24 protein-coding genes are annotated in these 23032 nt (G+C 62.6%); 19 read left to right on the top strand and 5 right to left on the bottom strand.

Features of this window, described 5'->3' with window-relative positions:
* Nucleotides 1-110: 110 nt before the first annotated feature.
* Genes RZE77_RS32595 through RZE77_RS32560 form a run of 8 tightly spaced genes read left to right on the top strand, consistent with a single transcriptional unit; the run spans nt 111 to nt 7524 of the window.
* Nucleotides 111-1358, top strand: coding sequence for an MFS transporter (locus RZE77_RS32595; protein WP_319443453.1), 1248 nt, complete (start codon nt 111-113; stop codon nt 1356-1358).
* Nucleotides 1358-2266, top strand: a complete 909-nt coding sequence (locus tag RZE77_RS32590) for a dihydroorotate dehydrogenase electron transfer subunit (protein ID WP_319442807.1) — start codon at nt 1358-1360, stop codon at nt 2264-2266. The genes RZE77_RS32595 and RZE77_RS32590 overlap by 1 nt, the downstream gene beginning before the upstream one ends.
* Nucleotides 2259-3209 (top strand): dihydroorotate dehydrogenase, encoded by a 951-nt coding sequence (locus RZE77_RS32585; protein WP_319442806.1) that lies wholly within the window; start codon nt 2259-2261, stop codon nt 3207-3209. The genes RZE77_RS32590 and RZE77_RS32585 overlap by 8 nt, the downstream gene beginning before the upstream one ends.
* Nucleotides 3210-3220: 11 nt before the next feature.
* Nucleotides 3221-4477 carry a hydantoinase/carbamoylase family amidase gene (locus RZE77_RS32580; RefSeq protein WP_319442805.1) on the top strand — a complete coding sequence of 419 codons (1257 nt, stop codon included), beginning with the start codon at nt 3221-3223 and terminating at the stop codon, nt 4475-4477.
* A gap of 8 nt (nt 4478-4485) precedes the next feature.
* A complete protein-coding gene (gene pyrC / locus RZE77_RS32575; RefSeq protein ID WP_319442804.1) occupies nt 4486-5526 on the top strand; it encodes a dihydroorotase in 1041 nt (346 codons plus the stop codon).
* Nucleotides 5527-5585: 59 nt separating this feature from the next.
* Complete coding sequence (locus tag RZE77_RS32570) at nt 5586-6491, top strand: helix-turn-helix domain-containing protein (RefSeq protein WP_319442803.1); 906 nt, start codon at nt 5586-5588, stop codon at nt 6489-6491.
* Between the two features lie 14 nt (nt 6492-6505).
* Nucleotides 6506-7201, top strand: coding sequence for an orotate phosphoribosyltransferase (locus RZE77_RS32565; protein WP_319442802.1), 696 nt, complete (start codon nt 6506-6508; stop codon nt 7199-7201).
* On the top strand, nt 7198-7524 hold the full coding sequence (locus RZE77_RS32560) for a hypothetical protein (protein WP_319442801.1): 327 nt from the start codon (nt 7198-7200) through the stop codon (nt 7522-7524). The genes RZE77_RS32565 and RZE77_RS32560 overlap by 4 nt, the downstream gene beginning before the upstream one ends.
* Before the next feature lie 32 nt (nt 7525-7556).
* Here RZE77_RS32560 and RZE77_RS32555 read toward each other — a convergent pair whose 3' ends face one another.
* Nucleotides 7557-7766, bottom strand: coding sequence for a type 2 periplasmic-binding domain-containing protein (locus tag RZE77_RS32555; RefSeq protein WP_319442800.1), 210 nt, complete (start codon nt 7764-7766; stop codon nt 7557-7559).
* A gap of 35 nt (nt 7767-7801) precedes the next feature.
* Here RZE77_RS32555 and RZE77_RS32550 point away from each other — a divergent pair, with 35 nt between their 5' ends.
* A complete protein-coding gene (locus RZE77_RS32550; protein ID WP_319442799.1) occupies nt 7802-8170 on the top strand; it encodes a Rossmann-fold NAD(P)-binding domain-containing protein in 369 nt (122 codons plus the stop codon).
* A 478-nt stretch (nt 8171-8648) separates the two neighbouring features.
* Here the strand turns inward: RZE77_RS32550 and RZE77_RS32545 are convergent, their stop codons facing one another.
* The gene (locus RZE77_RS32545; RefSeq protein ID WP_319442798.1) at nt 8649-9443 is read right to left on the bottom strand and encodes an IclR family transcriptional regulator; all 795 of its coding nucleotides are present in this window, start codon (nt 9441-9443) and stop codon (nt 8649-8651) included.
* A gap of 135 nt (nt 9444-9578) precedes the next feature.
* Between RZE77_RS32545 and RZE77_RS32540 the strand changes: the two genes are divergently transcribed.
* The 9 genes from RZE77_RS32540 (at nt 9579) to RZE77_RS32500 (ending at nt 19914) form a co-directional block, all read left to right on the top strand.
* Complete coding sequence (locus RZE77_RS32540) at nt 9579-11339, top strand: FAD-dependent oxidoreductase (RefSeq protein WP_319442797.1); 1761 nt, start codon at nt 9579-9581, stop codon at nt 11337-11339.
* A gap of 27 nt (nt 11340-11366) precedes the next feature.
* Nucleotides 11367-12143, top strand: coding sequence for an SDR family NAD(P)-dependent oxidoreductase (locus tag RZE77_RS32535; protein WP_319442796.1), 777 nt, complete (start codon nt 11367-11369; stop codon nt 12141-12143).
* A 68-nt stretch (nt 12144-12211) separates the two neighbouring features.
* On the top strand, nt 12212-13408 hold the full coding sequence (locus RZE77_RS32530) for an ABC transporter substrate-binding protein (protein WP_319442795.1): 1197 nt from the start codon (nt 12212-12214) through the stop codon (nt 13406-13408).
* A 57-nt stretch (nt 13409-13465) separates the two neighbouring features.
* The gene (locus RZE77_RS32525; protein ID WP_319442794.1) at nt 13466-14389 is read left to right on the top strand and encodes a branched-chain amino acid ABC transporter permease; all 924 of its coding nucleotides are present in this window, start codon (nt 13466-13468) and stop codon (nt 14387-14389) included.
* Complete coding sequence (locus RZE77_RS32520; RefSeq protein WP_319442793.1) at nt 14386-16164, top strand: branched-chain amino acid ABC transporter ATP-binding protein/permease; 1779 nt, start codon at nt 14386-14388, stop codon at nt 16162-16164. The genes RZE77_RS32525 and RZE77_RS32520 overlap by 4 nt, the downstream gene beginning before the upstream one ends.
* Before the next feature lie 15 nt (nt 16165-16179).
* Nucleotides 16180-16890 carry an ABC transporter ATP-binding protein gene (locus tag RZE77_RS32515; protein WP_319442792.1) on the top strand — a complete coding sequence of 237 codons (711 nt, stop codon included), beginning with the start codon at nt 16180-16182 and terminating at the stop codon, nt 16888-16890.
* A 31-nt stretch (nt 16891-16921) separates the two neighbouring features.
* Complete coding sequence (locus RZE77_RS32510; protein WP_319442791.1) at nt 16922-17881, top strand: MBL fold metallo-hydrolase; 960 nt, start codon at nt 16922-16924, stop codon at nt 17879-17881.
* A 147-nt stretch (nt 17882-18028) separates the two neighbouring features.
* Nucleotides 18029-19213 carry an NADH:flavin oxidoreductase/NADH oxidase gene (locus RZE77_RS32505; protein ID WP_319442790.1) on the top strand — a complete coding sequence of 395 codons (1185 nt, stop codon included), beginning with the start codon at nt 18029-18031 and terminating at the stop codon, nt 19211-19213.
* 5 nt (nt 19214-19218) lie between these two features.
* Nucleotides 19219-19914 carry an EthD domain-containing protein gene (locus tag RZE77_RS32500; protein WP_319442789.1) on the top strand — a complete coding sequence of 232 codons (696 nt, stop codon included), beginning with the start codon at nt 19219-19221 and terminating at the stop codon, nt 19912-19914.
* 137 nt (nt 19915-20051) lie between these two features.
* On the opposite strand, the gene RZE77_RS32495 is transcribed toward RZE77_RS32500, so the two are convergent.
* The 3 genes from RZE77_RS32495 to RZE77_RS32485 form a co-directional block, all read right to left on the bottom strand.
* Nucleotides 20052-20177 carry a hypothetical protein gene (locus RZE77_RS32495; protein WP_319442788.1) on the bottom strand — a complete coding sequence of 42 codons (126 nt, stop codon included), beginning with the start codon at nt 20175-20177 and terminating at the stop codon, nt 20052-20054.
* 110 nt (nt 20178-20287) lie between these two features.
* Nucleotides 20288-20980, bottom strand: coding sequence for an alpha/beta hydrolase family protein (locus RZE77_RS32490; RefSeq protein ID WP_319442787.1), 693 nt, complete (start codon nt 20978-20980; stop codon nt 20288-20290).
* Between the two features lie 84 nt (nt 20981-21064).
* Nucleotides 21065-21718: a glutathione S-transferase family protein gene (locus tag RZE77_RS32485; protein ID WP_319442786.1), complete on the bottom strand. Its 654-nt coding sequence runs from the start codon at nt 21716-21718 to the stop codon at nt 21065-21067.
* Nucleotides 21719-21858: 140 nt separating this feature from the next.
* Here RZE77_RS32485 and RZE77_RS32480 point away from each other — a divergent pair, with 140 nt between their 5' ends.
* The gene (locus RZE77_RS32480; protein WP_319442785.1) at nt 21859-22944 is read left to right on the top strand and encodes an alpha/beta fold hydrolase; all 1086 of its coding nucleotides are present in this window, start codon (nt 21859-21861) and stop codon (nt 22942-22944) included.
* The last annotated feature ends 88 nt before the right edge of the window (nt 22945-23032 follow it).

The raw sequence follows: 23032 nt of genomic DNA, 5'->3' as shown, positions 1-23032 counted from the left end.
TCTCATTTTTGATACTAATATCGAAATACGAACCGGCTCAGGCCCCAACCAATGGGAGTCATCCGTCGGCCGAACAACCTCTGGGTGCGAATGGCGCCTTTGCTGGAGCGATGTACGTGGATACGACTCTCAAATCAGCGGCAATCCCGCAGGACTGCGACAAGGTCAGTGGCTATGCATGGAAGGCGCTTGCAGGCTCGGCGATCGGCTATGCGATGGATGGGTTCGACCTGCTCATCCTGGGCTTCATGCTCCCGGCCATCTCTGCCGACCTGCACCTGAGCGCCGGCCAGGCCGGCTCGTTGGTGACCTGGACGCTCATCGGTGCTGTCGTCGGCGGCATCGTGTTCGGCTCGCTGAGCGACCATTTCGGCCGCATTCGCGTGATGACTTGGACCATCATGCTGTTTGCCGTCTTCACCGGCCTGTGCGCCTTCGCACAGGGCTACTGGGATCTGCTCGCGTATCGCACGATCGCTGGAATTGGCCTCGGAGGCGAGTTCGGCATCGGCATGGCGCTGGCTGCCGAAGCGTGGCCGGCCAACAAGCGGGCGCGGGTGTCCTCGTACGTGGCATTGGGATGGCAACTCGGCGTGCTTGGAGCCGCCTTGCTGACGCCGCTCCTGCTTCCGCACATCGGATGGCGCGGCATGTTCATGGTTGGCATCCTTCCGGCCGTCGTGGCCTGGGTCATTCGCAATCGCCTGCACGAACCCGAGGTCTTCGTTCGCAAGGCGAAGGTCAAGGACGCCAAGCTGAAGGCGTTCCAGCTGCTGGTCAAGGACAGGCGCACGATGCGTACCAGCCTCGGCATCGTGATCCTTTGCGCCGTCCAGAACTTCGGCTACTACGGCATCATGATCTGGATGCCCAGCTTCCTGGCCAACAAGCTCGGCTTCAATCTCACCAAGTCGGCGATGTGGACCTCGGTGACCATCCTCGGGATGATGGCTGGCATCTTCGTGTTCGGCCAGATCGCAGACCGCATCGGCCGCAAACCCAGTTTCCTCTTGTTCCAGGCTGGCGCCGTCGCGATGGTGCTGACCTACTCGCAACTGAGCGATCCAATCACGATGCTGTGGGCGGGCGCGGTGCTGGGCATGTTCGTGAACGGGATGCTGGGCGGCTACGGTGCGCTGATGTCCGAGGCCTACCCGACCGAGGCGCGTGCCACGGCCCAGAACGTGCTCTTCAACATCGGGCGCGGCGTCGGTGGATTCGGCCCGGTAGTCGTCGGGGCACTGGCGTCGGCGTACTCCTTCCAGATGGCGATTGCCCTGCTTGCCGCCATCTACGTGCTGGACATGGTTGCAACGCTCTTCCTCATTCCGGAGCTCAAAGGCAAGGAGCTCGAGTGATGCAAGCCTCCATTGAAAAACAATCGCCGGCCTTTGCGCCGGTCGCGTTGAAATGCTCTTCAACGGCACAGGCCTGCTTCCAGCGCAATGCAGACAGCGTCGCCTCGCATCGCTGCGAAGTCCGCGAACACCGCTGGGTCAACGACCGCTACAAATACCTCAAGCTGACCGCGAAAGCGGACCTCGCCGCCGCCACCAAGCCTGGCCAGTTCTACCAGTTGAAGTGCCCGAGCACCAATGACCTGAGTCCGTTCCTGCTGCGGCCCATGAGCGTCTACGGCGTTGGACCCGAGGCCGGAACCGTCGAGTTTCTCTACAACGTCACCGGTGCGGGCACCCATGCGCTGTCGCATCTCGAAGTCGGCGGCCAGATGGACATCGTGGGGCCGCTCGGCAACACCTTTGGGCTGGAGCCGGGTTTCCAGCGGATCATGGTCGTGGCGCGCGGCGTAGGCCTGGCAACGATGGCGCCGCTGCTGCAGCATGCGGCAAGGGCAGGCATCCGGATCACCGCCGTCATGTCGGCCCGCGCACCGAAGGACCTGATGCGCGACGAGTTCCTGCGCGGCGTCGATGCCGATGTCCACTGCGTATTCGACAGCGACGGAAGCTCCTCGGTCGAGGCCATGGAACAACTGGTGCGGCGCCTGCTGGGCGCCGAGCACCACGACGTGGTCTACACGTGCGGCTCGCATCGCATCCTCATATGCCTGCAGCAGCTGCTGAAAGACTTTCCAGGTACGCGCGGCGAGGTCGCCATGGAGCAACGAATGGCGTGCGGAATGGGCGTGTGCCTATCGTGCGTGCGCTTGTTTGACAAGGACGGCGACAAGCAATTCCTTCGTGTCTGCCGCGAAGGCCCCGTGTTTCCCATCAGCGACGTCGTCGGGGAGGTGGAGTTTGGCTGATCTGTCTGTCAGGGTCGGAGAGCTTGGCCTTCGCAACCCGGTGATGCCCGCTTCGGGCTGCTTCGCCATCGAATACGCCGAAGCGCTCGATCTCAACAATCTTGGCGCGCTCGTGATCAAGAGCGTGTCCCCGAAATGCCGCGCGGGAAACCCGACGCCGCGCGTGGCCGAGACCTGCAGCGGCATGCTCAACTCGATCGGCATCCCGAGCAAAGGGCTGGCCTACTACCGCGAGTCGGTGCTCCCCGCCTACACACGCTACGACACGCCGGTCGTCGTCTCGATCTCCGCTGATACGGTCGACGCATTTGCAGATGCGGTGGCCGAGATGTCGTTGCCGGAGGTCGCGGTGATCGAAGCCAACATCTCCTGCCCGAACCTGGAGGCCGATGGCATGGCCTTCGCCATGACGCCCGAGACCACCTACAAGGTGGTCGGCGCGATCCGCCGGCGCACCAGCCACCCGTTCTGGGCCAAACTCACGCCGAACGCCTCGCACATCGCTGCCGTCGCCAAGGCGGCCGAGGAGGCCGGCGCCGACGCCCTGGTGATGGGTAACACGGTGCTTGGCATGTCGATCGATGTCCGCACGCGCAAGCCCAAGCTCGGCAACGTCATGGGGGGCTTGTCGGGACCGGCGATCAAACCGATCGCGCTGCGGATGGTGCACCAGTGCTACCGCAGTGTGCGCATACCGATCATCGGTTGTGGCGGCATCTCGTCCGCGGAGGATGCGTTCGAGTTCATGCTGGCCGGCGCGAGCGCGGTCCAGGTCGGCACCGCTTCGTTCATCGATCCCGGCGCCATGCAGAAGATCATCGACGGGCTCGAGTCCCTTTGCCAGGAGGTCGGCGTCGAGAACATTCGCGAGCTGACCGGCCAGGTCGAGCTTGACCGGCAGTTGTCGGATCGCTGGCTGCGCTTTGCGCAGCAATCGGGTTGAAGGCCGCGTCCATGAATGTTCCATGCCTCCAGTCCATTGCTGAAACGCTTTTTTCGGACGTGCGCGATCTGTCCTTCGATGGCATCGGCGTCACACGCGAGAGCTACGGACGCGGCGAATCGGCAACAGCCGAGTACCTGCGCGAGTTCGCGAAGCAGCAGGGGCTCGACGTGCATGCCGATCGGGCGGCCAATCTGGTGTTTCGCTTGCCCGGGTCCGGCGCCTCGCCGGCGGTCTCGTGGACCGGATCCCACATCGACTCTGTGCCGCAAGGCGGGAATTTCGATGGCTATGCCGGCGTTGTCGCCGGACTGCTGTGCTTGCTGGAGCAGAAGCGCAGTGGCACGCGCTATCGGCGGCCGCTCGAGGTGGTTGCATTCCGTGGCGAGGAAAGTGCATGGTTCGGCAAGGCCTACATGGGATCGGGCGCGCTGTTCGGCAAGATCAGTACGGCCGACCTCGATCTCAAGCAGCGCACGACCGGCCAGACGATGGCCGACTGCATGCTGGCCTGCGGGGCCGACATCGAGGCGATCCGCACGCAGCAGGTCCTCATCGACAAATCCAGGGTCAAGGCCTATCTCGAACTGCACATCGAGCAGGGGCCGGTGATGGTCGCGCGCCAGTTGCCACTGGCCGTCGTATCCGGCATCCGGGGCAACGTGCGCCACAACCGGGTCGTGTGCCACGGTGACGCGCAGCATTCCGGCGTGGTGCCGCGCTGGCTACGCCACGACGCCATGTTTGCAGTGGCCGACCTGATCATGCGCATTGACGAACATTGGCGCGTCCTCCTCGAACGTGGGACCGACCTGGTCGTGACGACGGGCATCGTGACCACCGATCCGGCTGAGCACTCGGTCTCGCGCATCCCGGGGCACGTCAGCTTCAGCCTGGAGGCACGCAGCAAGAACATCGACACGCTGGAGGCCTTCTACCAGCTGATGCGCACCGAATGCACGGCCATCGAGCGCGAGCGCGGCGTTCGCTTCGAGTTCGACCGTCGCCTTCTGAGCGATCCCGCCACCATGGACACGTCCATCTGCGACGTTCTTTCGAAAGCCTGCTCGGCGCAGGGCACACGCTTTGAGGTGATTCCCAGCGGCGCAGGGCACGACGCATCGCTGTTTGCCAATGCCGGCATTCCAAGCGGCATGCTATTTGTGCGCAACCAGAACGGGTCGCACAACCCGCATGAGGCCATGGACATGGGCGACTTCATGCTCGGCATGCGGGCCATGCACAGTGCATTCGCCCAGCTTGCATGAGGCGCCCGATGACGCGATCCATCACCTTGCGCCGACCCGACGACTGGCACCTGCACCTGCGCGATGGCGAGGTCCTGAAAGCCGTGCTGCGGCACACGACGAAGCAGTTCGCTCGCGCCATCGTCATGCCCAACCTGAAGCCGCCGATCACTACGGTTGCGCTGGCACGGGACTACCGCGAGCGGATTCTCGCGGCGCTGGACCCCGGCGTGCAGTTCTCGCCCCTCATGACGGCGTACCTGTGCGACAACACGCCCGCCGAGGAGCTTCGATGTGGTTTCGAGGAGCAGGTCTTCACCGCGGCCAAGCTCTATCCTGCGGGCGCGACAACGCATTCGGAGTTCGGCGTCAGCTCGATCGCCAAGATTGCCGGGTCTCTCGAGGCGATGCAGGAAATCGGAATGCCGCTTCTCGTGCACGGGGAAAGCACCGATCCTGCGGTCGACGTGTTCGACCGCGAGGCTGTGTTCATCGAGACCGTCCTTCGCCCCTTGCTGAAAGACTTCCCTGCCCTCAAGGTCGTGCTGGAGCACATCACGACCGAGTCGGCCACCGATTTCGTGCTGGCCGATACGAGCGGCCGCCTGGGCGCGACGATCACCCCGCAGCACCTGATGTTCAACCGCAACGCGATGTTCACTGGCGGGCTGCGGCCGCATTTCTATTGCCTTCCCGTCCTCAAGCGGGAGCGCCATCGCCTGGCGCTGCGGAAGGCCGCCACCTCGGGAGATCCGAGGTTCTTTCTTGGCACGGATTCGGCGCCTCACTTTCGCGCGCTCAAGGAAGCGGGATGCGGCTGCGCTGGCATCTTCAACGCGCCCGCTGCAATGCACAGCTATTGCACCGTGTTCGACGAGGAGAAGGCGCTCGACCGTCTCGAAGCCTTCTCCAGCCTCAATGGTCCGCGCTTCTACGGCTTGCCACCGAATGAAGACAGGGTGACGTGGACCTGCACCGATTACCTGGTGCCTGAAGACATCCCGGTGCCAGGCGGTGCCACGATTCATCCGTTCCTGGGCGGCACCAAGCTCGCATGGAGCGCCTCCTGATGACCTTCGGTGCGCAATCCTCTATAGTCTCTTTTTCGACTCCGGGAGTGAAAAACGAGATGAAAGCTGCCGACCGAGACTACAAGTCGTCCATCGACTATGCGGCCCTGGGCAACAGGTTGAGGGCGTATCGCGTGGGTGCGTCCTTGCTTGCCGAGGATGTCGCGGAACAACTGGGCATTTCCAGGGCGGTGGTCTATCGGCTGGAGAAGGGCGAGATCGTCAAGATCGAAACCCTGGAGCGTCTGGCCGCGCTGCTGAACACCTCCATGGCGTCCCTGCTCGGCGTCGAAGTCGAGTACTACCCGACCGCTCTTGGCCTGTTCGAACGAATGCGCCAGCTGGAAGAGTCCGCCGATCGCATCCTGGCGCACTTCGAGCCAATCTCCTTGCTGCTCACCTCTGACGGCTACTTGCCGCTCTTGCGCGAGATGCTGGTCGAAGCTTCCCCCGGGAGCCAAGCCAAGGCGCCCAGCGCGGCAGACATCGACAAGATGCTGCAGATCATGGCGGAGCGGCGCGCGTTCTTCCAGAAGCGCAGGCCCCACATCGTCAGCCTGATCGGTTTGCGCGAACTCGAACGCTTTGTGCAGACCGGCCTGGTGGGCAGGGTCGACTTGCCAGAAAAGACCCGGGCCGTGCGCAGGCTCGCGGCAAGGCGTGAGGTAGATCGAATCGCCGACCTGATGGAAAGCGAGCCCATCGACGTGCAGATCGGACTGATCGACGATGCCATGCCGGCATCGACCTTCCAGGTGTTTTCTGGCCGTGAAAGCAGCGTGCTCGCTGTCAGCCCGTTCCGCCTCGGCGAATTGCCCAATGTCAGGAATGGAATCGCCACCGTCACCGCATCTCCCGAGGCGGTGCGCATGTACGAGGCCATGATCGCCAAGCTCTGGAAGTCTGCCTACAAGGGCAAAGCGGGTGCGCAGCACCTGCGAAAGCTGCTCGAACGTCTTCAATAGATCGGAATCCACGGATGAGCTCATCGCATGCTTCCCCAGACCCAGCACAGGCGGTTGCTGCCTGCTTGATCGACTCGGGCTGCGTGACGGTTCGTGCCGACGAGCCTTTTCGCCTGCCGTCCGGCTGGGTCAGCCCTGTCTACATGGATTGCCGGCGGCTCATTTCATTTCCGGTTGTTCGCACAGACCTCGTCGCCCGCGCCATCGACCGACTGCAGACCAGCGAGGCCATGCGGGACGTTGCGTCGATTGCGGGCTGCGAGGCCAGCGGTATTGCCTTCGCCGCCTGGATTGCGCAGGCGCGCGAGCTGCCTTTGCAGTATGTCCGCAAGCGGGCGGCTGGAACGAACCAGGTCGAGGGCGTGATCCGCAGAGGCGCCAAGGTGCTGCTGGTGGACGACATGATGGCCGCGGGCGCATCGAAAGTCGCGTTCATCGGCGCATTGCGCAGCGCCGGTGCCAAGGTGCAGGACGCCTTCGTCATCTTCGACTACGGCACCTTCGGTGCCAGGGCGCTTCTTGCAACGCTGGGCGTCGAGGTGCATGCGCTGGCCACTTGGCGCGACATCCTGGCCGTTGCTCGGACGCGCAACGACTTCGGCGCCGCCGCATTGGGCGAACTGGATGAATTTCTATCGGGCCCTTCGGCGTGGTCACAAGCGCGCGGTGGGGTGGGCGCCAATGAGCCACTCATAAAGGAAATGTCATGAACTTCAGGCAAATCAGCGATCAATTCAACGACTCCAGTCTGGGCACCGACGCCTTCAAGGCGCTCCACAGGTCAGCGATCGATCTCATGAAGGCGGATGCAGAAAACGCAAGCCTCTACTTCGTCGTCGGCACCGCCGCACGCGCATTTGTGATGCGATATGAGGACCAGGGACTTTCCCCCGAATTCATTGACGAAGCCAAGGCTACGATGCGTCGCATGAACGAGAAGATTCTGTCCGCACTGGCATGCGAGCCGGCAGGCCGCTTACGCCTGCTCAGTGAAGTCGCGATGGACTACGAATGGAATGTGACAGCATTCTGATGTGCGAGCCAACGGATTCGATCGGGTGAATCCTAGGAACCCGCAGATCGCACGGCTTCCTTCGCGAGGTCGATGAACGCGCGCGTCTTCGCAGGAGGAGCGATGTTGCCCGGATACGGCGCGTAGAGAAACATGCGCCCCGACGCCCAGCCAGGAAAAAGACGGACGAGGCGCCCGGCTTCCACCTTGGCGCGCAGATCTGCCGTGCTGGGAAAGAAGGAGATGCCTGCGCCCTGGCTCATATGCGGACATGACGGCGCCCGATTCACTGCTACCGATGGTGGCAACTGCCGACATCGCGCAAGTCGTGGCGCGCGAGTTGCGTGCGCCTTCAGGCAAGGACAAGCGCGTGCTCCATCTGCGCGCGCCAAGCCTCTACACGATGAAGAAAGCCACGGCGCTCCTCGGCGCGGCCATCGGCAAGCCGGATCTCGCGTATGTCCAAGCCGATCCGGAACAGGGCAGGGCAGCGCTGATGCAGCAGGGCTTCTCCGCGAACGCCGCCGCGCAGCTCGCGGAAATGAGCGCGGCCTTCTCCACGGGACGCCTCGATGGCGAGTACGACAAGGGCCCGACCGAGATCAACCCGACGACGCTCGAGGATTTCGCGGCCACGGTCTTCAGGCCGGCTTTCGAGAAGGCCTGAGGTGATCCTGCAGAGGCACTAGAAATGGTGTGAATCCTGCGGGTGATCCAACCAGTCAAGGAGTTCTGAGATGAGTCCAGCAACCCGGCAACGGCTGCGCCTGTCTGGCGGTACGGAGTTGGCTTTCATCACGATGAGCTTCGAGTTCGCGCGCGAACAATATACCGGCGGCCATCGCGCTGCGATGCGCTCTAGGAGCACGGACGCCGAAGGCGTACTGCCCAAGCCCGCACCCGGTCTCTTGGTCAGGCTCTCGAGGTAGATGGTGGGCGGTCGAATCGACCGACGGCTTCCTAGAGAACTGAAAGACTGCAACGGGCTCTTCAGCGACTTTCAACTTCGCCCCCAAACGTTGGCTTTGCAGTGGCAAGCGGACTCAGCCTCGACACCAAGTCGAATCACAGAAAGGCTAGTGGCGTGACGCCCTTTGCTCGCTGGGGAGTTGCGAGGCAGCGGATGAGGGCCGCCAAGGCGTAGCTCAACGACCGAGGCGTTTAGAAACTTCGACGCCGCAAGCTCTCACCGCTTTCGCCTGGGTACCGGTCCACTCCGTATCGAAAGATCGCGAGCGTCCCATGAGCGTGATCCCCAGCACGATGTTTCCGGAGTAGTCGAAGACGGGTGCCGCAAAGGAGCAGACGCCGGGCGTGGGGTTGTTGATGGAGCGAGACACACCGTGTTTGCGCACATCGTTCAGCATGCCTTGCAAATCTTCCGCGTCTACAGGCTTTGCAATGTCCGGCCCGAGCCGCCGCTCATCCTCGAGCAGCGATTCCTCGATGAGCTTGGGGGGCAGATAGGCAGCGAACAGACGGCCTGTAGCGGTGCCCGCCAGCGACATGACGGTTCCGGTGCGAATGTTCGTGTGAAGCGGATAGATCGCGTCGAAGAGATACACGATGGTCGGACCTTGATTGCCCCAGACCGAAAGAGCCACGCTGTGCCCCGTCTCCCGTGCCAAATTCTCCGCGAACGGCGTGGCCTCGCGGACAGGATTGAGCATTCGAAGAGTGACCAGGCCAAGTTGCATGGCAGTCGGACCTAACCAGTAGTAGCCCGTGGAAGCCTCTTGGGTGACCAACCCCAGCTTGGCAAAGCTCACCAGATAGGGGTGAGCTTTTCCAGGGGCCATGTCTGCAGCCTTCGCGAGTTCCCTCAAAGGCATCGGGCGACCCTGGGCGCCGAGTGCAAGCAGCAATTGGCCTCCAGCCTCGATGGATTGGATGCCTCTACGTTCCTTCTCGGAACCGCCTTCGTTTTCGCTGGTGGCCATAGCGTCTCCTAACAATCTGATTCTACCTACTGGATTAGATCAGGGTAAACGATTAGCACAGGTAATATGCGTTAGCACAATACTAACGCCCTCGGGTCGACAGATGAGGCCCCTTACCTCAAGGAGTGATGCTCAATGAGCAAGCAGGAAACTGAGTACGACGTACTGGTGGTCGGCACTGGCGCATCTGGCATGTCGGCAGCGGTCACCGCGGCTCACCAAGGCCTCAAGGTTCTGGTCGTCGACAAGGCGGCGGTCTACGGCGGCACCACCGCGCGCTCAGGCGGATGGCTGTGGATTCCCGGCACCAAGCTCGCGAAGGAACAGGGCATCGACGAGCCCGCGGGGGCGGCGCGTGCTTATCTGCAGCACGAGGCCACCACCCATTTCGACGCGGCGCGCGTTGACGCCTTTATCGAAAACGGGCCCAAGGCCTTCGATTTCTTCACCGAGAACACATGCGTGCAGTTCGACATGCCGCCGGTGTTTCCGGACTACCACGCCGAAGCACCCGGCGGCCAGCCGGGCGGCCGGTCCATGGTGACCCGCCCGTTCGACGGGCGAGAACTGGGCAGCCGCATCGACAAGCTGGCGCCGCCGGTGCCCGAACTGACGGTGTTCGGGATGATGCTTGGCTCCGGGAAGGAGCTGTGGCATTTCCTGCGTGCCTTCAAATCGTTCGAGTCCTTCTGGTACGTCGTCAAGCGCTTCGGCGGCCATTTGCTGGACGTCGTGAGGTATGGCCGCGGGATGACGCTGACCAATGGCAACGCCTTGGCTGGCCGACTCGCCAAGGCCGCAATGGACCTCAACGTCCCGGTCTGGCTGAACTCGACAGTGAAGTCGCTCATCGTGGAAGGTGGTGCCGTCGTCGGAGCGAACGTCGTTCAGGACGGCAAGCCGCTCGGGATCCGAGTGCGCCGTGGCGTGGTCCTCGCGTGCGGTGGCTTCCCGTATGACGTGGAGCGTCGCAAGCAACTGTTCCCGCATGCGCCGACCGGCCGCGAGCACTTCACCCCGTCGCCCGCACTGAATACCGGCGACGGCTTGCGCCTGGGTGAATCCGTTGGAGGCTGGGTCGACCCCACGATTCCGAATGCTGCTGCATGGTGCCCAACTTCGGTGACCAGGCGCAAGGATGGTTCCGAAGGCGTCATGCCTCATTTCATCGACCGCGCCAAACCAGGCGCGATTGCGGTCACTCCCGATGGGCGGCGCTTCACGAACGAGGCGCTGTCCTATCACGATTTCATTCAAGACCTGGTAAAGGCCTGCAAGGGGATGCCCGAGGTCACTTGCTGGCTCATCTGCGATCACAAGCACCTGCGGGAATATGGATTGGGCGCGGTGGCTCCGTTTCCACTGCCCATCGGCAAGCATCTGAAGAGCGGGTATCTCAAGAAGGGCAATAGTCTGCAGGAGCTGGCCAAGGTGATCGGCGTGCCCAATGTGGCGCTGCAGGAGGAGGTCGAATCCTTCAACCGTGATGCCGCCAAGGGTGTCGATACGGAGTTTGGCAAGGGCAGCACAGCCTACAACCGCTTCCAGGGCGACTCTTTGGTGACGCCGAATCCGTGCATGGCTCCAATCCGCCAGGGCCCGTACTACGCGATCAAGATTGTTGTCGGCGAGATCGGCACATTCGCCGGTCTCCTGACGAATGAGTTTTGCCAAGTCCTCACGCAGGCCCGGGAACCAGTCAACGGTCTCTATGCCGTCGGCAATGACGCCGCCAGCATCATGGGTGGCAACTATCCCGGGGCCGGCATCACGTTGGGCCCGGCACTGACCTTTGGCTACGTCGTCGGTAACGCGCTTGCCAACCAAGCGAAGCGACCTGCGGCCGGTGATGTCGTCCAGTTGGCCACTCCGCGCCAGCGTGCCCGCGCTGCCTGATCCCCACCAACGAAGTACGACACACAAATGGAAATCTCCGAACTCATGGCACCACAGGTTTTGAACGGGCGCATCGCTCTTGTGACTGGCGCAGGCCAAGGCAATGGCAAGGCGATCGCAAAGGGTCTCGCGAAAGCGGGCGCCAAAGTCGTTGTGACCGACCTGAACGAAGAAACCGCCACAGCAGTTGCTGCCGAGATCGATGCTGCAGGCGGCAAGGCAGTCGCATACAAGCTGGACGTGACGTCGAGAGATGCTTGCCAAGCACTGGCGATCACAGTGGCAAGCGAAGTCGGAAACATCGACATCCTGGTGAACAACGCCGGCATCATCATCCGCGAAGGACTGGACAGTCCGAGAGTGGCTTCGAACCTCGAGCGCACGCTGACTGTGAATGTGATGGGCACCTTCCTTCCAACGCATGCGTGGTTGGATTCGCTGAAGGAAACCAAGGGCGTGATCATCAACGTCGGGTCCATCGCTTCGAGCACCGGAATTCCGAACGTCGTGGGGTACTCCCCCTCCAAGGGCGCGGTCAAGCTCATGACGCAAGCGCTCGCGGTCGAACTGGCGAAAGACGGTGTCCGTGTGAACGCGATTGCGCCAGGTGTCATCGAGACGCCGATGACATCGTTCACGCGGGAAGCGCCAGATCGCCTCGAAAAGTTCATGCTGCGCACGCCGATGGGTCGGGTGGGGCAGCCCGAGGAACTGGTCGGCCCCGTGGTGTTCCTGGCATCGCGCATGGCCTCCTACGTGACAGGCGTGACTCTTCCCGTTGACGGCGGCTTCCTTGCTTCCTGATTCGCAGGCTTATTCCTTCCTTGTTCGCAACCCTGAACTCACTGAGTTCGATAAATCCGGAGACAGCTATGAGCATTCCTAAGTTCCTGAAGCGGGCCGTACTTGCCGCGAGTCTTGTTGCTGCAACGGCCGCAATGGCTCAAGACATCAAATTGGGCTACAACGGCGATTTGTCGGCCTCTCCCTCCGCGCAAAGCGGCCAAGCAGCAGTGTTGGGCATGGAAGCGGCGATCGCCGACATCAATGCTGCGGGCGGTGTCATTGGCAAGAAGTTGACTCTCGTCACTCGCGACGACACTTCGGCACCCCCGAAGTCGATTCAGAACATGAGCGAGCTGGTCGACAACGAAAAGGTCGCCGCCGTGTTCGGCCCGACCAACTCCGGCAATGCCATGGCCTGGAAGCACATCGCCAACCAGAAGAAGATTCCAGTCATCGGGAACGTGGGCTCGGGCACTGACATCACGAAGCCGACGAGCCCGGGGGCCGACAACTACATGTTCCGCGTTTCGATGGTGGACCGCGAGCAGGTCGCAGCGCTGATGGCGTACGTCAAGAAGAACACGGACAAGTCAAAGGTCGTCGGCTTCATGGCCGAGACGACAGGCTACGGCCAGGGCGGCCTGAAGGACATGGAAGAGATTGCCAAATCCCAGGGCATCAAGATCGCGGCGACGGAGCGATTCGGCGTTGGCGATACGGACATGACTTCCCAGCTGAGCAAGATGAAGTCTGCGGGCGTGGACACGGTGGTGGTCTGGGCGCAAGGAACCCCCATTGCACAACTGGTACGCAGCATGGAGAAGATCAACTACTTCCCCCTGGTACTGACCTCGTGGGCCGCAGACAACATCACGTTCTATGACGCAGCAGGCAAGACGTTGGCCGAAAAGCCGATCTTCATGCGCACCGTCAGCGAGACTCGTACGCCAGCCCAGCAGAAGCTGTTCGACCGCGTTGGTCCCAAGCTCAAGGCGCCGGGCTCCTTCTCCTTCGCGCTGCACGGCTACGACTCGGTCATGCTCTATGCCGCCGCAGCGAAGCAAGCCAACAGTTTTGATGGGCCCGCCGTTCGTGTCGCACTCGAAGATCTGAAGACGCCGGTCCAAGGCGTTCTCAAGACGTACGACAAGCCCTTCAGCAAGACCAACCACGAGGCCTTGACGGCCAAGGACCTGGTGTGGATTCGCTGGAAGGACGGCAAGCTGATGCCGTACACGGACTCGATCGTCGGCTCACTGGCTGGTGCGGACTTCAAGCAGTAACGCGACTTGCGTAACCAGGCCGCATCCGCGGCCCGGACAATCATCTCGGAGGCAACTATGGTTGAGGCGCTCTTCCAAGCAGTTCTCAGTGGCTTGGCCGTGGGCGGTGCCTACGCGCTGGTCGCCCTGGGCTTCAGCATTACTTTCACGACGACCAAGACACTGAACTTCTCGCATGGCGAGTTCGTGTCGGCAGGTGCATTCATCGGCATGAGCGCGCTCTTCCTGGTCCTGGGGCTTCCTGTGACCTCGACCACCTTTGGGCAGGCACTGCCAGGCGCTGGAGCCCAGCTTCTTGCTCTTGCGGCAGCGCTCGGTGTCATGGGCCTTCTCGGATGGCTCCTCTACGCGGTTGGTGTGCGCCCCTTTGCAGGACGCCCGGGCATGGCCTGGGTCATGAGCACCCTGGGCTTCGGAGTCATCTTGCAGAGTATCGGCTTGGCCATCTGGGGTCCCAAACCCGTGGTGGTACCTGGTCCGGTGGGTGATGAGGTGATCCGCCTGCTCGGAATTGGCGTCCGTCCCCAGGAGCTTCTGACGCTGGCTGTCGCCGTGGTCATCATGATCGGCTTTGATTTCGTCATGAACCGGACCATGGTCGGCAAAGCCATGCGTGCGGTGGCGGCGAACGGCAACGTTGCCAGCCTCATGGGCATCAACACCAACGCCGTGATGATCGGCGCCTTTGTGATCAGTTCGGCGCTCGCGGGGCTGTCTGGCTTTCTGCTCGCGCCGATCGCCCAGGCATCGCTCTTCATGGGCCTCACCGTGGGCCTGAAGGGATTCTCCGGCGCAATGATCGGAGGCCTGAGCAACCCGCGTGGCTGTGTGATCGGCGGGTTCGTTCTCGGTGTGTTCGAGTCGCTGGTGAATCTGTGGCAGGCCCAGTGGCGGGAGGTGGCCGTCTTCGGTCTTGTGATCCTGGTTCTGGCTTTCCGCCCGACAGGATTGTTCGGCAAGAAGCTGGTGGAGAAGGTATGAAGCGCACCCAACATCTTGCAGGCGTCCTGCTCGCCGCCGCCGCGATGATCGGCATCACGTCCCTGTTCGGCAACGACTACTACCTGCGCATCGTCTTCATGATGTGCGTCTACTACCTCTGCGCTGCCGGCATGAATGTGCTGGTGGGCTATGCAGGGCAGAAGTCGCTGGGCCAGGCAGGGCTCTTCGCTGCAGGAGCCTATGCGGTTGCACTGCTGACGACGCGTACCGAAATGAATCCATGGCTCGCGCTGGTGGTGGCAGCCGGCATCTCTGCGGTCTGCGGCGTCCTCATCGCTTTGCCATCGCTGCGAGTGAAGGGACCTTACCTCGCCATGGTGACGCTGGCCTTCGGCATTGTTGTGGAAAAGCTCGTGGGCGAATGGACCGACGTGTTCGGCGGCGCGCAAGGGATCTATGGCATCAAGGCCCTGACCTGGGAGGGGCAGCCATTGACCTCGTTGCAATGGGTCTGGCTTGGCATTGGCCTGTGCGCCTTGACTCACCTCTTGTTGCGCAACCTTCTGCAGGGCCGCTTCGGCCGCGCGCTGCTCTCGTTACAGGCTGACGAGATTGCTTCTTCATCGGTGGGTGTCCGGGTCTATCGCGCCAAGGTCATTGCGTTCGTCGTCGCGGCCGTCACGTGCGGCATCGCTGGTGCGCTGGTCGCCCAACAGAACCAGTACATCAACTCGGACTTCATCACCTTCCATCTGTCCATCTTCATCCTGCTTCTGGTGCTGTTCGGCGGGGCGGGGTCCCAGTATGGACCGCTGGTCGGCACCGTCATCCTGACGGCGGTCGATGCCGCCTTGGCACGCTGGCCCTCGGCGCAGCATTTCCTGTATGGCTTCTTGCTGCTTTTTGCGCTCTATGTAATGCCAGGCGGCGTGACCGGCCTGTTCTCGAGGTGGTTCAGACGGTCGATTGAGAAAGCCGAACTATCGAACGCTGATGCCGCACCCACGCACATCGGCCCCGCGGGCCAAGGGGAGTTGCTGGTGGTGCAAGGAGTTACCAAAAACTTCGGCGGCGTCAAGCCAGCCCAGAACGTCTCGTTCCGGCTGCAGCGCGGGCATATCCACGCGCTGATCGGGCCGAACGGGGCCGGCAAGAGCACGATGATCAACATGCTGACTGGCCTGATCGATCCGACCGAGGGCTCGATCCGGTTCCTCGGCCAGGAAGTCTCCGGTCAGCCGGTGCACTCGATCTGCTGCATGGGGATGGGCCGCACCTTCCAGAACCTGCGTCTCTTCGCCGAATTGTCAGTGCTCGACAACGTCATGCTCGGCCGTCACAGCCGTATGACGAACGGCTTTCTTGCTTCCCTGTTCCACCTGCCGAGCGCGAAGAAGCAAGAGGCCGCGACGCGGGCGCGTGCCTTGCAGTTGCTGAATCTGGTGGGCCTGCTGCATCTTGCGCACCAACCGGCTGGAAGCCTGCCCTACGGCTTGCAACGTCGCGTCGAGCTCGCGCGGGCGCTGGCGACCGAGCCGCAACTCCTTCTGCTCGATGAACCTGCTGCCGGTCTCAACCCGCAGGAGACCGCCGAGCTCGGGCAGTTGCTGCTTCGGATCGGCAAATGCGGTGTGAGCATCTTGATGGTCGAGCATCACATGGATCTTGTCATGTCGATCTCCGACCACGTCATCGTGCTCGACTACGGCATCAAGATCGCCGAGGGCAAGCCCGCGGAAGTGCAGGCCAACCCACGTGTTGTCGAGGCCTATCTTGGCGTCGATGAGCCCGAAGAATCGCTCGCGGCAGCCTGAACCGGAAGGTCAAATATGCTGAAACTCGAATCAATCAAGGTTGCCTACGGCGCTATTCAGGCGGTCAAGGGCGTGAGCATCGAAGTGCGCAAGGGCGAAGTGGTGACCATCATTGGCGCCAATGGGGCAGGCAAAAGCACCTTGCTCAAGAGCATCTGCGGCTTGGAGCCGGTCACCGAAGGTCGCATCCTTCTCGATGGCAAGGACATCACGAACGTCGCGTCACATCAGCGTGTGGCCCTTGGAGTCGCGATGTCTCCCGAGGGCCGAGGCGTATTCGCCGATCAGACCGTGCGAGAAAACCTGATGCTGGGTGCTTATTCGCGAAGGAGCGACCCTGCCGCCACGGCAGCCTCCATCGAGCGCGAGTTCAAACGGTTTCCGCGACTGCGGGAGCGCCAGGACCAGCTCTCTGGAACCTTGTCCGGCGGTGAGCAGCAGATGCTGGCGATTTCCCGCGCATTGATGAGCGACCCCCGCTTGTTGCTTCTGGATGAACCCTCGCTCGGCCTCGCCCCGTTGATCATCAAGGACATCTTCAGTGCGATCCGCCAACTGCGCGAGGCCGGGTTGACCATCTTGCTGGTCGAACAGATGGCCAAGCAGGCGCTCGGCGTCGCCGATCGAGCTTATGTGCTCGAAACAGGGCACATCACCGCGGAGGGCACTGGTCGCGCACTCCTCAACGATCCCAAGGTCAAGGCGGCCTATCTCGGTTCGCACTGATCCATTGACCCAATCCACACAAGGAGTACCCATGACCGAAACGAAAAAGTTCGCGAGCCAGGCTGACTTGGAAGAAAAGAAGGTCACCTTCAGCCAGATCTCCGAGCACGCTTGGGCATACACGGCCGAAGGCGACCCGAACACCGGCATCATCATCGGAGACGCCGCCGTGCTGGTTGCTGACACCCAGGCCACGCCGGCCATGGCGGCCGATGTCATTCGTCGCATTCGCGAAGTGACCGACAAGCCAATCAAGTACGTCGTGCTGACCCACTACCACGCGGTGCGTGTGCTCGGTGCCAGCGCCTACGGCGCGGAACACATCCTTGCGAGCCAGGACACGTACGACCTCATTGTGGAGCGTGGCGAGCAGGACAAGGCCAGCGAGATCGGCCGCTTCCCGCGTCTGTTCGCAGGTGTCGAGACCGTGCCACCTGGGATGACTTGGCCCACAATGACCTTCACCGGAAAGATGACGCTGTGGCTGGGCAAGCTTGAAGTACAGATGCTGCAACTCGGCCGCGGTCACACGAAGGGCGACACGGTTGTGTGGCTCCCTGGCGAGGGCGCTCTGCTGTCGGGCGACCTGGTCGAGTTCGGTGCAACACCTTATGCCGGCGATGCCTACTTCAAGGATTGGCCCAAGACGCTGGAGAACGTTGCTGCGCTCAAGCCCAAGGCGCTGGTGCCCGGCCGCGGTGCCGCGTTGACCACGCCCGAGGAAGTTTCCAAGGGCCTCAGCGAAACACGTGATTTCATTTCGGACGTGTACTCCAATGTTCAGAAGGGTGTCGATGCCGGCAAGGACCTGAACGCCGTCTACAAGGACACGTTCGCTGCCATGAAGCCCAAATATGGCCACTGGGTGATCTTTGACCACTGCATGCCGTTCGACGTCACACGGTGCTACGACGAGGTCACCCAGTACACCGATCCGCGCATCTGGACCGCCGAGCGGGACGTCGAGATGTGGAAGACCCTGGAAGGTTGACGCCTTCGCTCGCAAGAGCAAGCACCGATATCTGCAGTTGGTCTCGCGCCGACGCCAGGTCGGCGCGCGTCGCGATGCGCGATACCTATCTGAGTACTCGGCAACCCGCGACCACTCCAGTCGTCGCCCCTAACTGACAGGCTTCGTATGACGTCCAGCGCCTCACTTCTTTTCCAGCCACTTCAGCTTCGCGGGCTCGTTCTCAACAATCGAATCGTCATCTCGCCAATGTGCCAGCATGCGGCCGAATCCGGACGCGCGACTCCGTGGCACATGGTCCACCTTGGAAAATTCGCTCTCGGCGGTGCCGGACTCATCCTCACCGAAAGTACCGCCGTCGATCCTCGGGGGCGCATTGGGACGGCGGATCTGGGCCTTTGGGAGGACAGCCAGATCGAGCCGTTGAAAGGCGTCGTCGACTTCGTCCATTCCAACGCCGGTGCTATCGGCGTTCAGCTGGCCCACGCGGGTCGCAAGTCGGGAAGCCAGCCACTGTGGGAAGGGGGCGCAGCGCTGTCCGAGCAACGCCTCGCGTCGGATCTGCGGCCTTGGCAGCGTGTCGGACCGAGTGCGCTGCCGGCAGGACCCGGCTGGTCTGCGCCGATTGCGCTGGACGCTGCTGGCATTGCAGACGTGGTGCAGGCCTTCGTCGATGCGACCTTGCGCGCTGAACAGGCGGGCTTCGATGTGGTGGAGCTCCATTTCGGCCATGGCTATCTGGTTGCGAGCTTCCTGTCGCCCAATTCGAACCACCGCAATGACGAATGGGGCGGCAGCCTCGAGGGACGCATGCGTCTCGCGCTTGAAATAGCGCGCAAGGTTCGTGCTGCCTGGCCCGAAGGCAAGCCTCTCTTCTGCCGGCTTTCGGCGGTGGACGGCAGCGTGGATGGCTGGAGTCTCGAGGACTCGATCGTCCTGTCGCGCGAACTCGCACGTTGCGGCGTCGACGTCATCGATTGCTCCTCCGGTGGCCTCACCGAAGAAACCCGCGCTCTGCCGGTGCCGCGGGGACTTGGCTTCCAGGTTCCGTTCTCAGAGCGGATCCGGCGGGAGGCGGAGATCAAGACACAAGCTGTCGGGATGATCGTCGATGCGCGCCAGGCTGAAGCAGTGCTCGCCGACGGAAACGCAGATCTGATTGCCCTGGGTCGCGAAGCTCTCTTTGATCCGTATTGGCCGCACCATGCCGCCATCACCTTGGGCGTCGACCCCGGATACAAGCGCTGGCCGGTGCGGCACGGCGTCTGGCTTGCCAAGCGCGCGCCGGGCCTCGCCCGTGCCCGCGAGCAAGCTGCGGCTGAACTCATCGAATCCACCGCCAACCAGGAGTAACCGATATGAACGTAAGAATGGGCCTGATCCGCAAGAAGTCCGATTGGTCCGCGGAGAAATTCAACGAATACTGGCAGGGCCACCATGGAGAGCTTGCCAAGAGGGCGCCAGGTTTGCGGGGGTACTGGCAAAACCCGGTGACCGAGCGCTTGCAACGGGGCATTGATTTCCCGCGCGGACCGTGGGACTTCGATGGTTTCTCGCAGCTTTGGTTCGACAACGTCGGCAAGGCGGACCACGCGTTCAACGACAGTGAGCTCGCCGCAGTCCTCATGGCGGACGAGGATCACTTCCTTGGGGGCCTTCACATAGTGACCGCCGAGCAACGTGTGGTCATCGACTTGCCTGAGCCGCAAGCCCGTGCTCGCCTCTTGAAGCGGATGTCGATCTTGAAGCGTCGCGGCGATCTCAGCGAGGAGGCGTTTGGCCGCGAATGGAAGGTCCACGGTGATCTGGTCCGCAAGATGCCGGGCGTCAGCGCATACAGGCAGAACGTTGTGACCGCCCGTGAATTGGTGAAGGGGCAATCATGTGGCTACGGCGATTTCCCGATCGACGGCATCGTCGAGCTCTGGTTCGAGGATGCTAAGACGCTGGAGGCGGCGTTCGGCTCCGAGGCCGGGAGGGTGACAATGGCCCACGCAAAGACGTTCCTGGCCGAGATCACGGCTTTCGGAGTAGCCGAGCGGCAAGTGCTGTAGCTCCGAAGGGCCCGAGATGATGAAGCGAATGACGCTCCTTGCACGGAAGGAAGGGTGGGCCAAGTGCGACTTCAGGCGTGGTCAGGCTCATGGCGAAACCGATGGAGATGAGCCTGCGGAGCGGTTCGTGAAGGTCCTCATCCCGTTTCGAACGCCTTCACGTCCGGATGCGGAAATCTCGATTGGCCCGACACGTCGATCTCGAGCGACTCTTCGCTGCCAGGATCGTCGAACTCGAATTGATCAATACGAAGCGAAAGCATTGTGTTGGGCAGTGTCTGGTTGTGGTGAATCCGCAAGGCACTGATGTCTTCTTGTGCTCGACGGAGCGTAGGCCGCAGAGCCGCGCCCGCCATTTGCCGCAGTTCGCTCTCTACGCGGCCCTCACGAACTTGCAGATCTCGCTCGAATACGCTTGCATAAACGCTTGCTTGTTGGGAAGTGGCTCCGTGGTGTGCGGCGGTGGTACGTCCATGAACGAAAAATGGCCAGCCCCTTCGGTAATGCGGAAATCCACAACGTTCCAATCGTGCATGGCACGTGCAAGCCATTCTGCTTGGGCCGGCGGGGTGATGCTGTCCGCCGACCCCACCCACGCCAAGACCGGGATGCGCACGGCATCAAGTGCGGCCGGAGCTTGAAAAAAACCGGTTGGCGGTGCCAGAAGGGCGAGACGAGCCAAGCGACTGTCCTGCACGATGCTGACGCACCGGCCTGGCCCCAACCACATTTGTCCCCCGGCCATGGCGACAAGGGTAGCTGCACCAATCGAATGCCCCACGCCTATCGCTCTTGCGGATGGCTCGACGAATGCGTCCAGTGCAAGGCCGAGGCGTCTTGCCCGGAGTGTCAGCTCCTCTTCTGTTGGGGTGGTCGAAGCAAGTCGCTCGAAATGTGGCGCAACAACCGTGCAGCCAGATGCGGCCAAGGCGTCCAGGAGCGTAGAGAGCCGCTCCGGCTGACCGCCCGATCCCACTGAGAAAAGAACGATCGGCGAACCTGTGGCGGCTTTGCGCACCGAGACATCGAATGAATCACCCCCGTCTTGCAGTGTCTGCGTCAGCATTGGAAATTGTTCCTCGTGGCAAGTGATTTCGAAAGCGAGAAGACCATCAGAACTGGCGGCGACAAGTTGAGGCAGCCTTCCAGGTCAGCCCGCCGGCAACGGAGCGGCGTTGACCGCCAACTGCGCGGCGAACGCCCGCTGATAGGCAGGCCGTGCCTCCCCGCGAGCGACGTAGGCGGCCAGGCCGGGAAACTCGTTCAGCAGGCCGGAGGGTCGCAGCCGCAGCAGCACCGACACCATCAGCAGGTCGCTCGCGCTGAAGCCGCCGTCCAGCCAGTCGGCATCGCCGAGGCGGGCAGCCAGCTGGTTCAGCCGGGCGCGCACCCGGTCTTCCACGAGGGGCAGGCGCGCGGCCTTCCAGGGCTTGTCGCCTTCCGCCAGCTTGACCGTGACGAGTTCGAGGATGGGAAGCTCGACCGTGTTGAGCGCCGCAAACATCCACGTGATGGCGCGCGCCCTTGCGTTGGCATCGGCGGGGAACAGGCCCGGGTGGCGCTCGGCGATGTGCATCACGATGGCGCCGGTCTCGAACAGCGCGAGCTCGCCTTCTTCGTAAGTGGGAATCTGGCCGAAGGGATTCAGCGCCAGATGCGCGGCCTCCTTCATCGCGCGGAAGGACACCAGGCGCACCTCGTAGGGCAGGCCGGCTTCCTCCAGCGCCCAGCGCACGCGCGTGTCGCGCGCCAGGCCCTTGCCGCCATCGGGCGACCGTTCGAAGGCGGTGATGGTGATGGTCATGGCGAGTGTCCTTTCAGCGTACGGCAGGAGCGGCGTTGGCAGCGCCGATGCCATTCTCGGCGAGGCCGGTCAGAAGAAAGTTCATGGCGCGGCAAACGTGGCTTTCACGGTAAATTGTGCTCAAACCACAGGAGACACGCATGCCCGCCATTCCGCACTTCAACCGCTTCGCCTTGCGAGCCGCCTTGTATTCCTGCCTCGCGATGCTCGCCTTGACGAGCCGGGCCGCCGACTACCCGGCGCCGAAGGAGGGCAGCTGGATCGCCAAGGACTTTCGCTTTCACACCGGCCAGGTCATGCCGGAACTGCGCCTGAACTACGTCACCATTGGCGCGCCCAGCGGCGAGCCGGTGCTGATCCTGCATGGAACCACCGGCTCGGCAGCAAGCATGCTGACGCCCGCATTTGCCGGCGAGCTGTTCGGCGTGGGCCAGCCGCTCGATGCCACCCGCTACTTCATCATCATTCCCGACGGCCTGGGAACCGGCAAGTCGGCCCGCCCGTCGGATGGCCTGCGCGCCAACTTTCCCCGCTACAACTACGAGGACATGGTGGACGCACAGTACCGGCTCGTCACCGAACACCTTGGCGTCAAGCACCTCCGGGCGATCATCGGCAATTCCATGGGGGGCATGCATGCCTGGATGTGGGGCGTGAAGCACCCCAACGCCATGGACGCGCTGGTGCCGATGGCGTGCCAGCCGACCGAGATGTCGAGCCGCAACTGGATGATGCGCCGGCTGCTGACCGAGTCCATCCGCAGGGATCCGGAGTGGAACAACGGCAACTACACCACCCAGCCTCGCAGCGCCCAGTTTGCCTCCGTGTTCTTCGCCACCGCCACCAACGGCGGCGACCTGGCGATGTACAAGGCCGCACCGACGCGTGCCCAGGCCGACAAGCTGCTGGAGACGCGCCTGGGTGCGCCCTTCACTGCAGATGCAAACGACATCCTTTACCAGTGGGAGGCGTCCGCCGACTACAACCCATCCCCCGGACTGGAGCGCATTCAGGCTTCCGTGCTCGCCATCAACGCGGCGGACGACGAGCGCAACCCGCCTGAGACGGGCATCATGGAACGCGAAATGAAGCGCGTGAAGAATGGCCGCTACTACCTGATTCCGGCCAGCGACCGGACCACCGGGCACGGAACCACAGGCCAGGCAACGTGGTGGAAGGCGCAGCTTGCGGAACTGCTGCAAAAGGCGCCAAGGCAAGGGCTGTAGAAACCGGCAGGCGCACCGGCGTTGACGCAGCCATCGGCCGAGGCATAGCATCGGCCTGCACGGCACTCTTCCATGCGCCCGGCCGTGC

Origin of the sequence: Variovorax sp. SPNA7, from assembly GCF_033807855.1 — a bacterium.
GTDB lineage: Bacteria > Pseudomonadota > Gammaproteobacteria > Burkholderiales > Burkholderiaceae_C > Variovorax > Variovorax beijingensis.
This window is presented reverse-complemented; position numbering and strand designations above follow the sequence as displayed.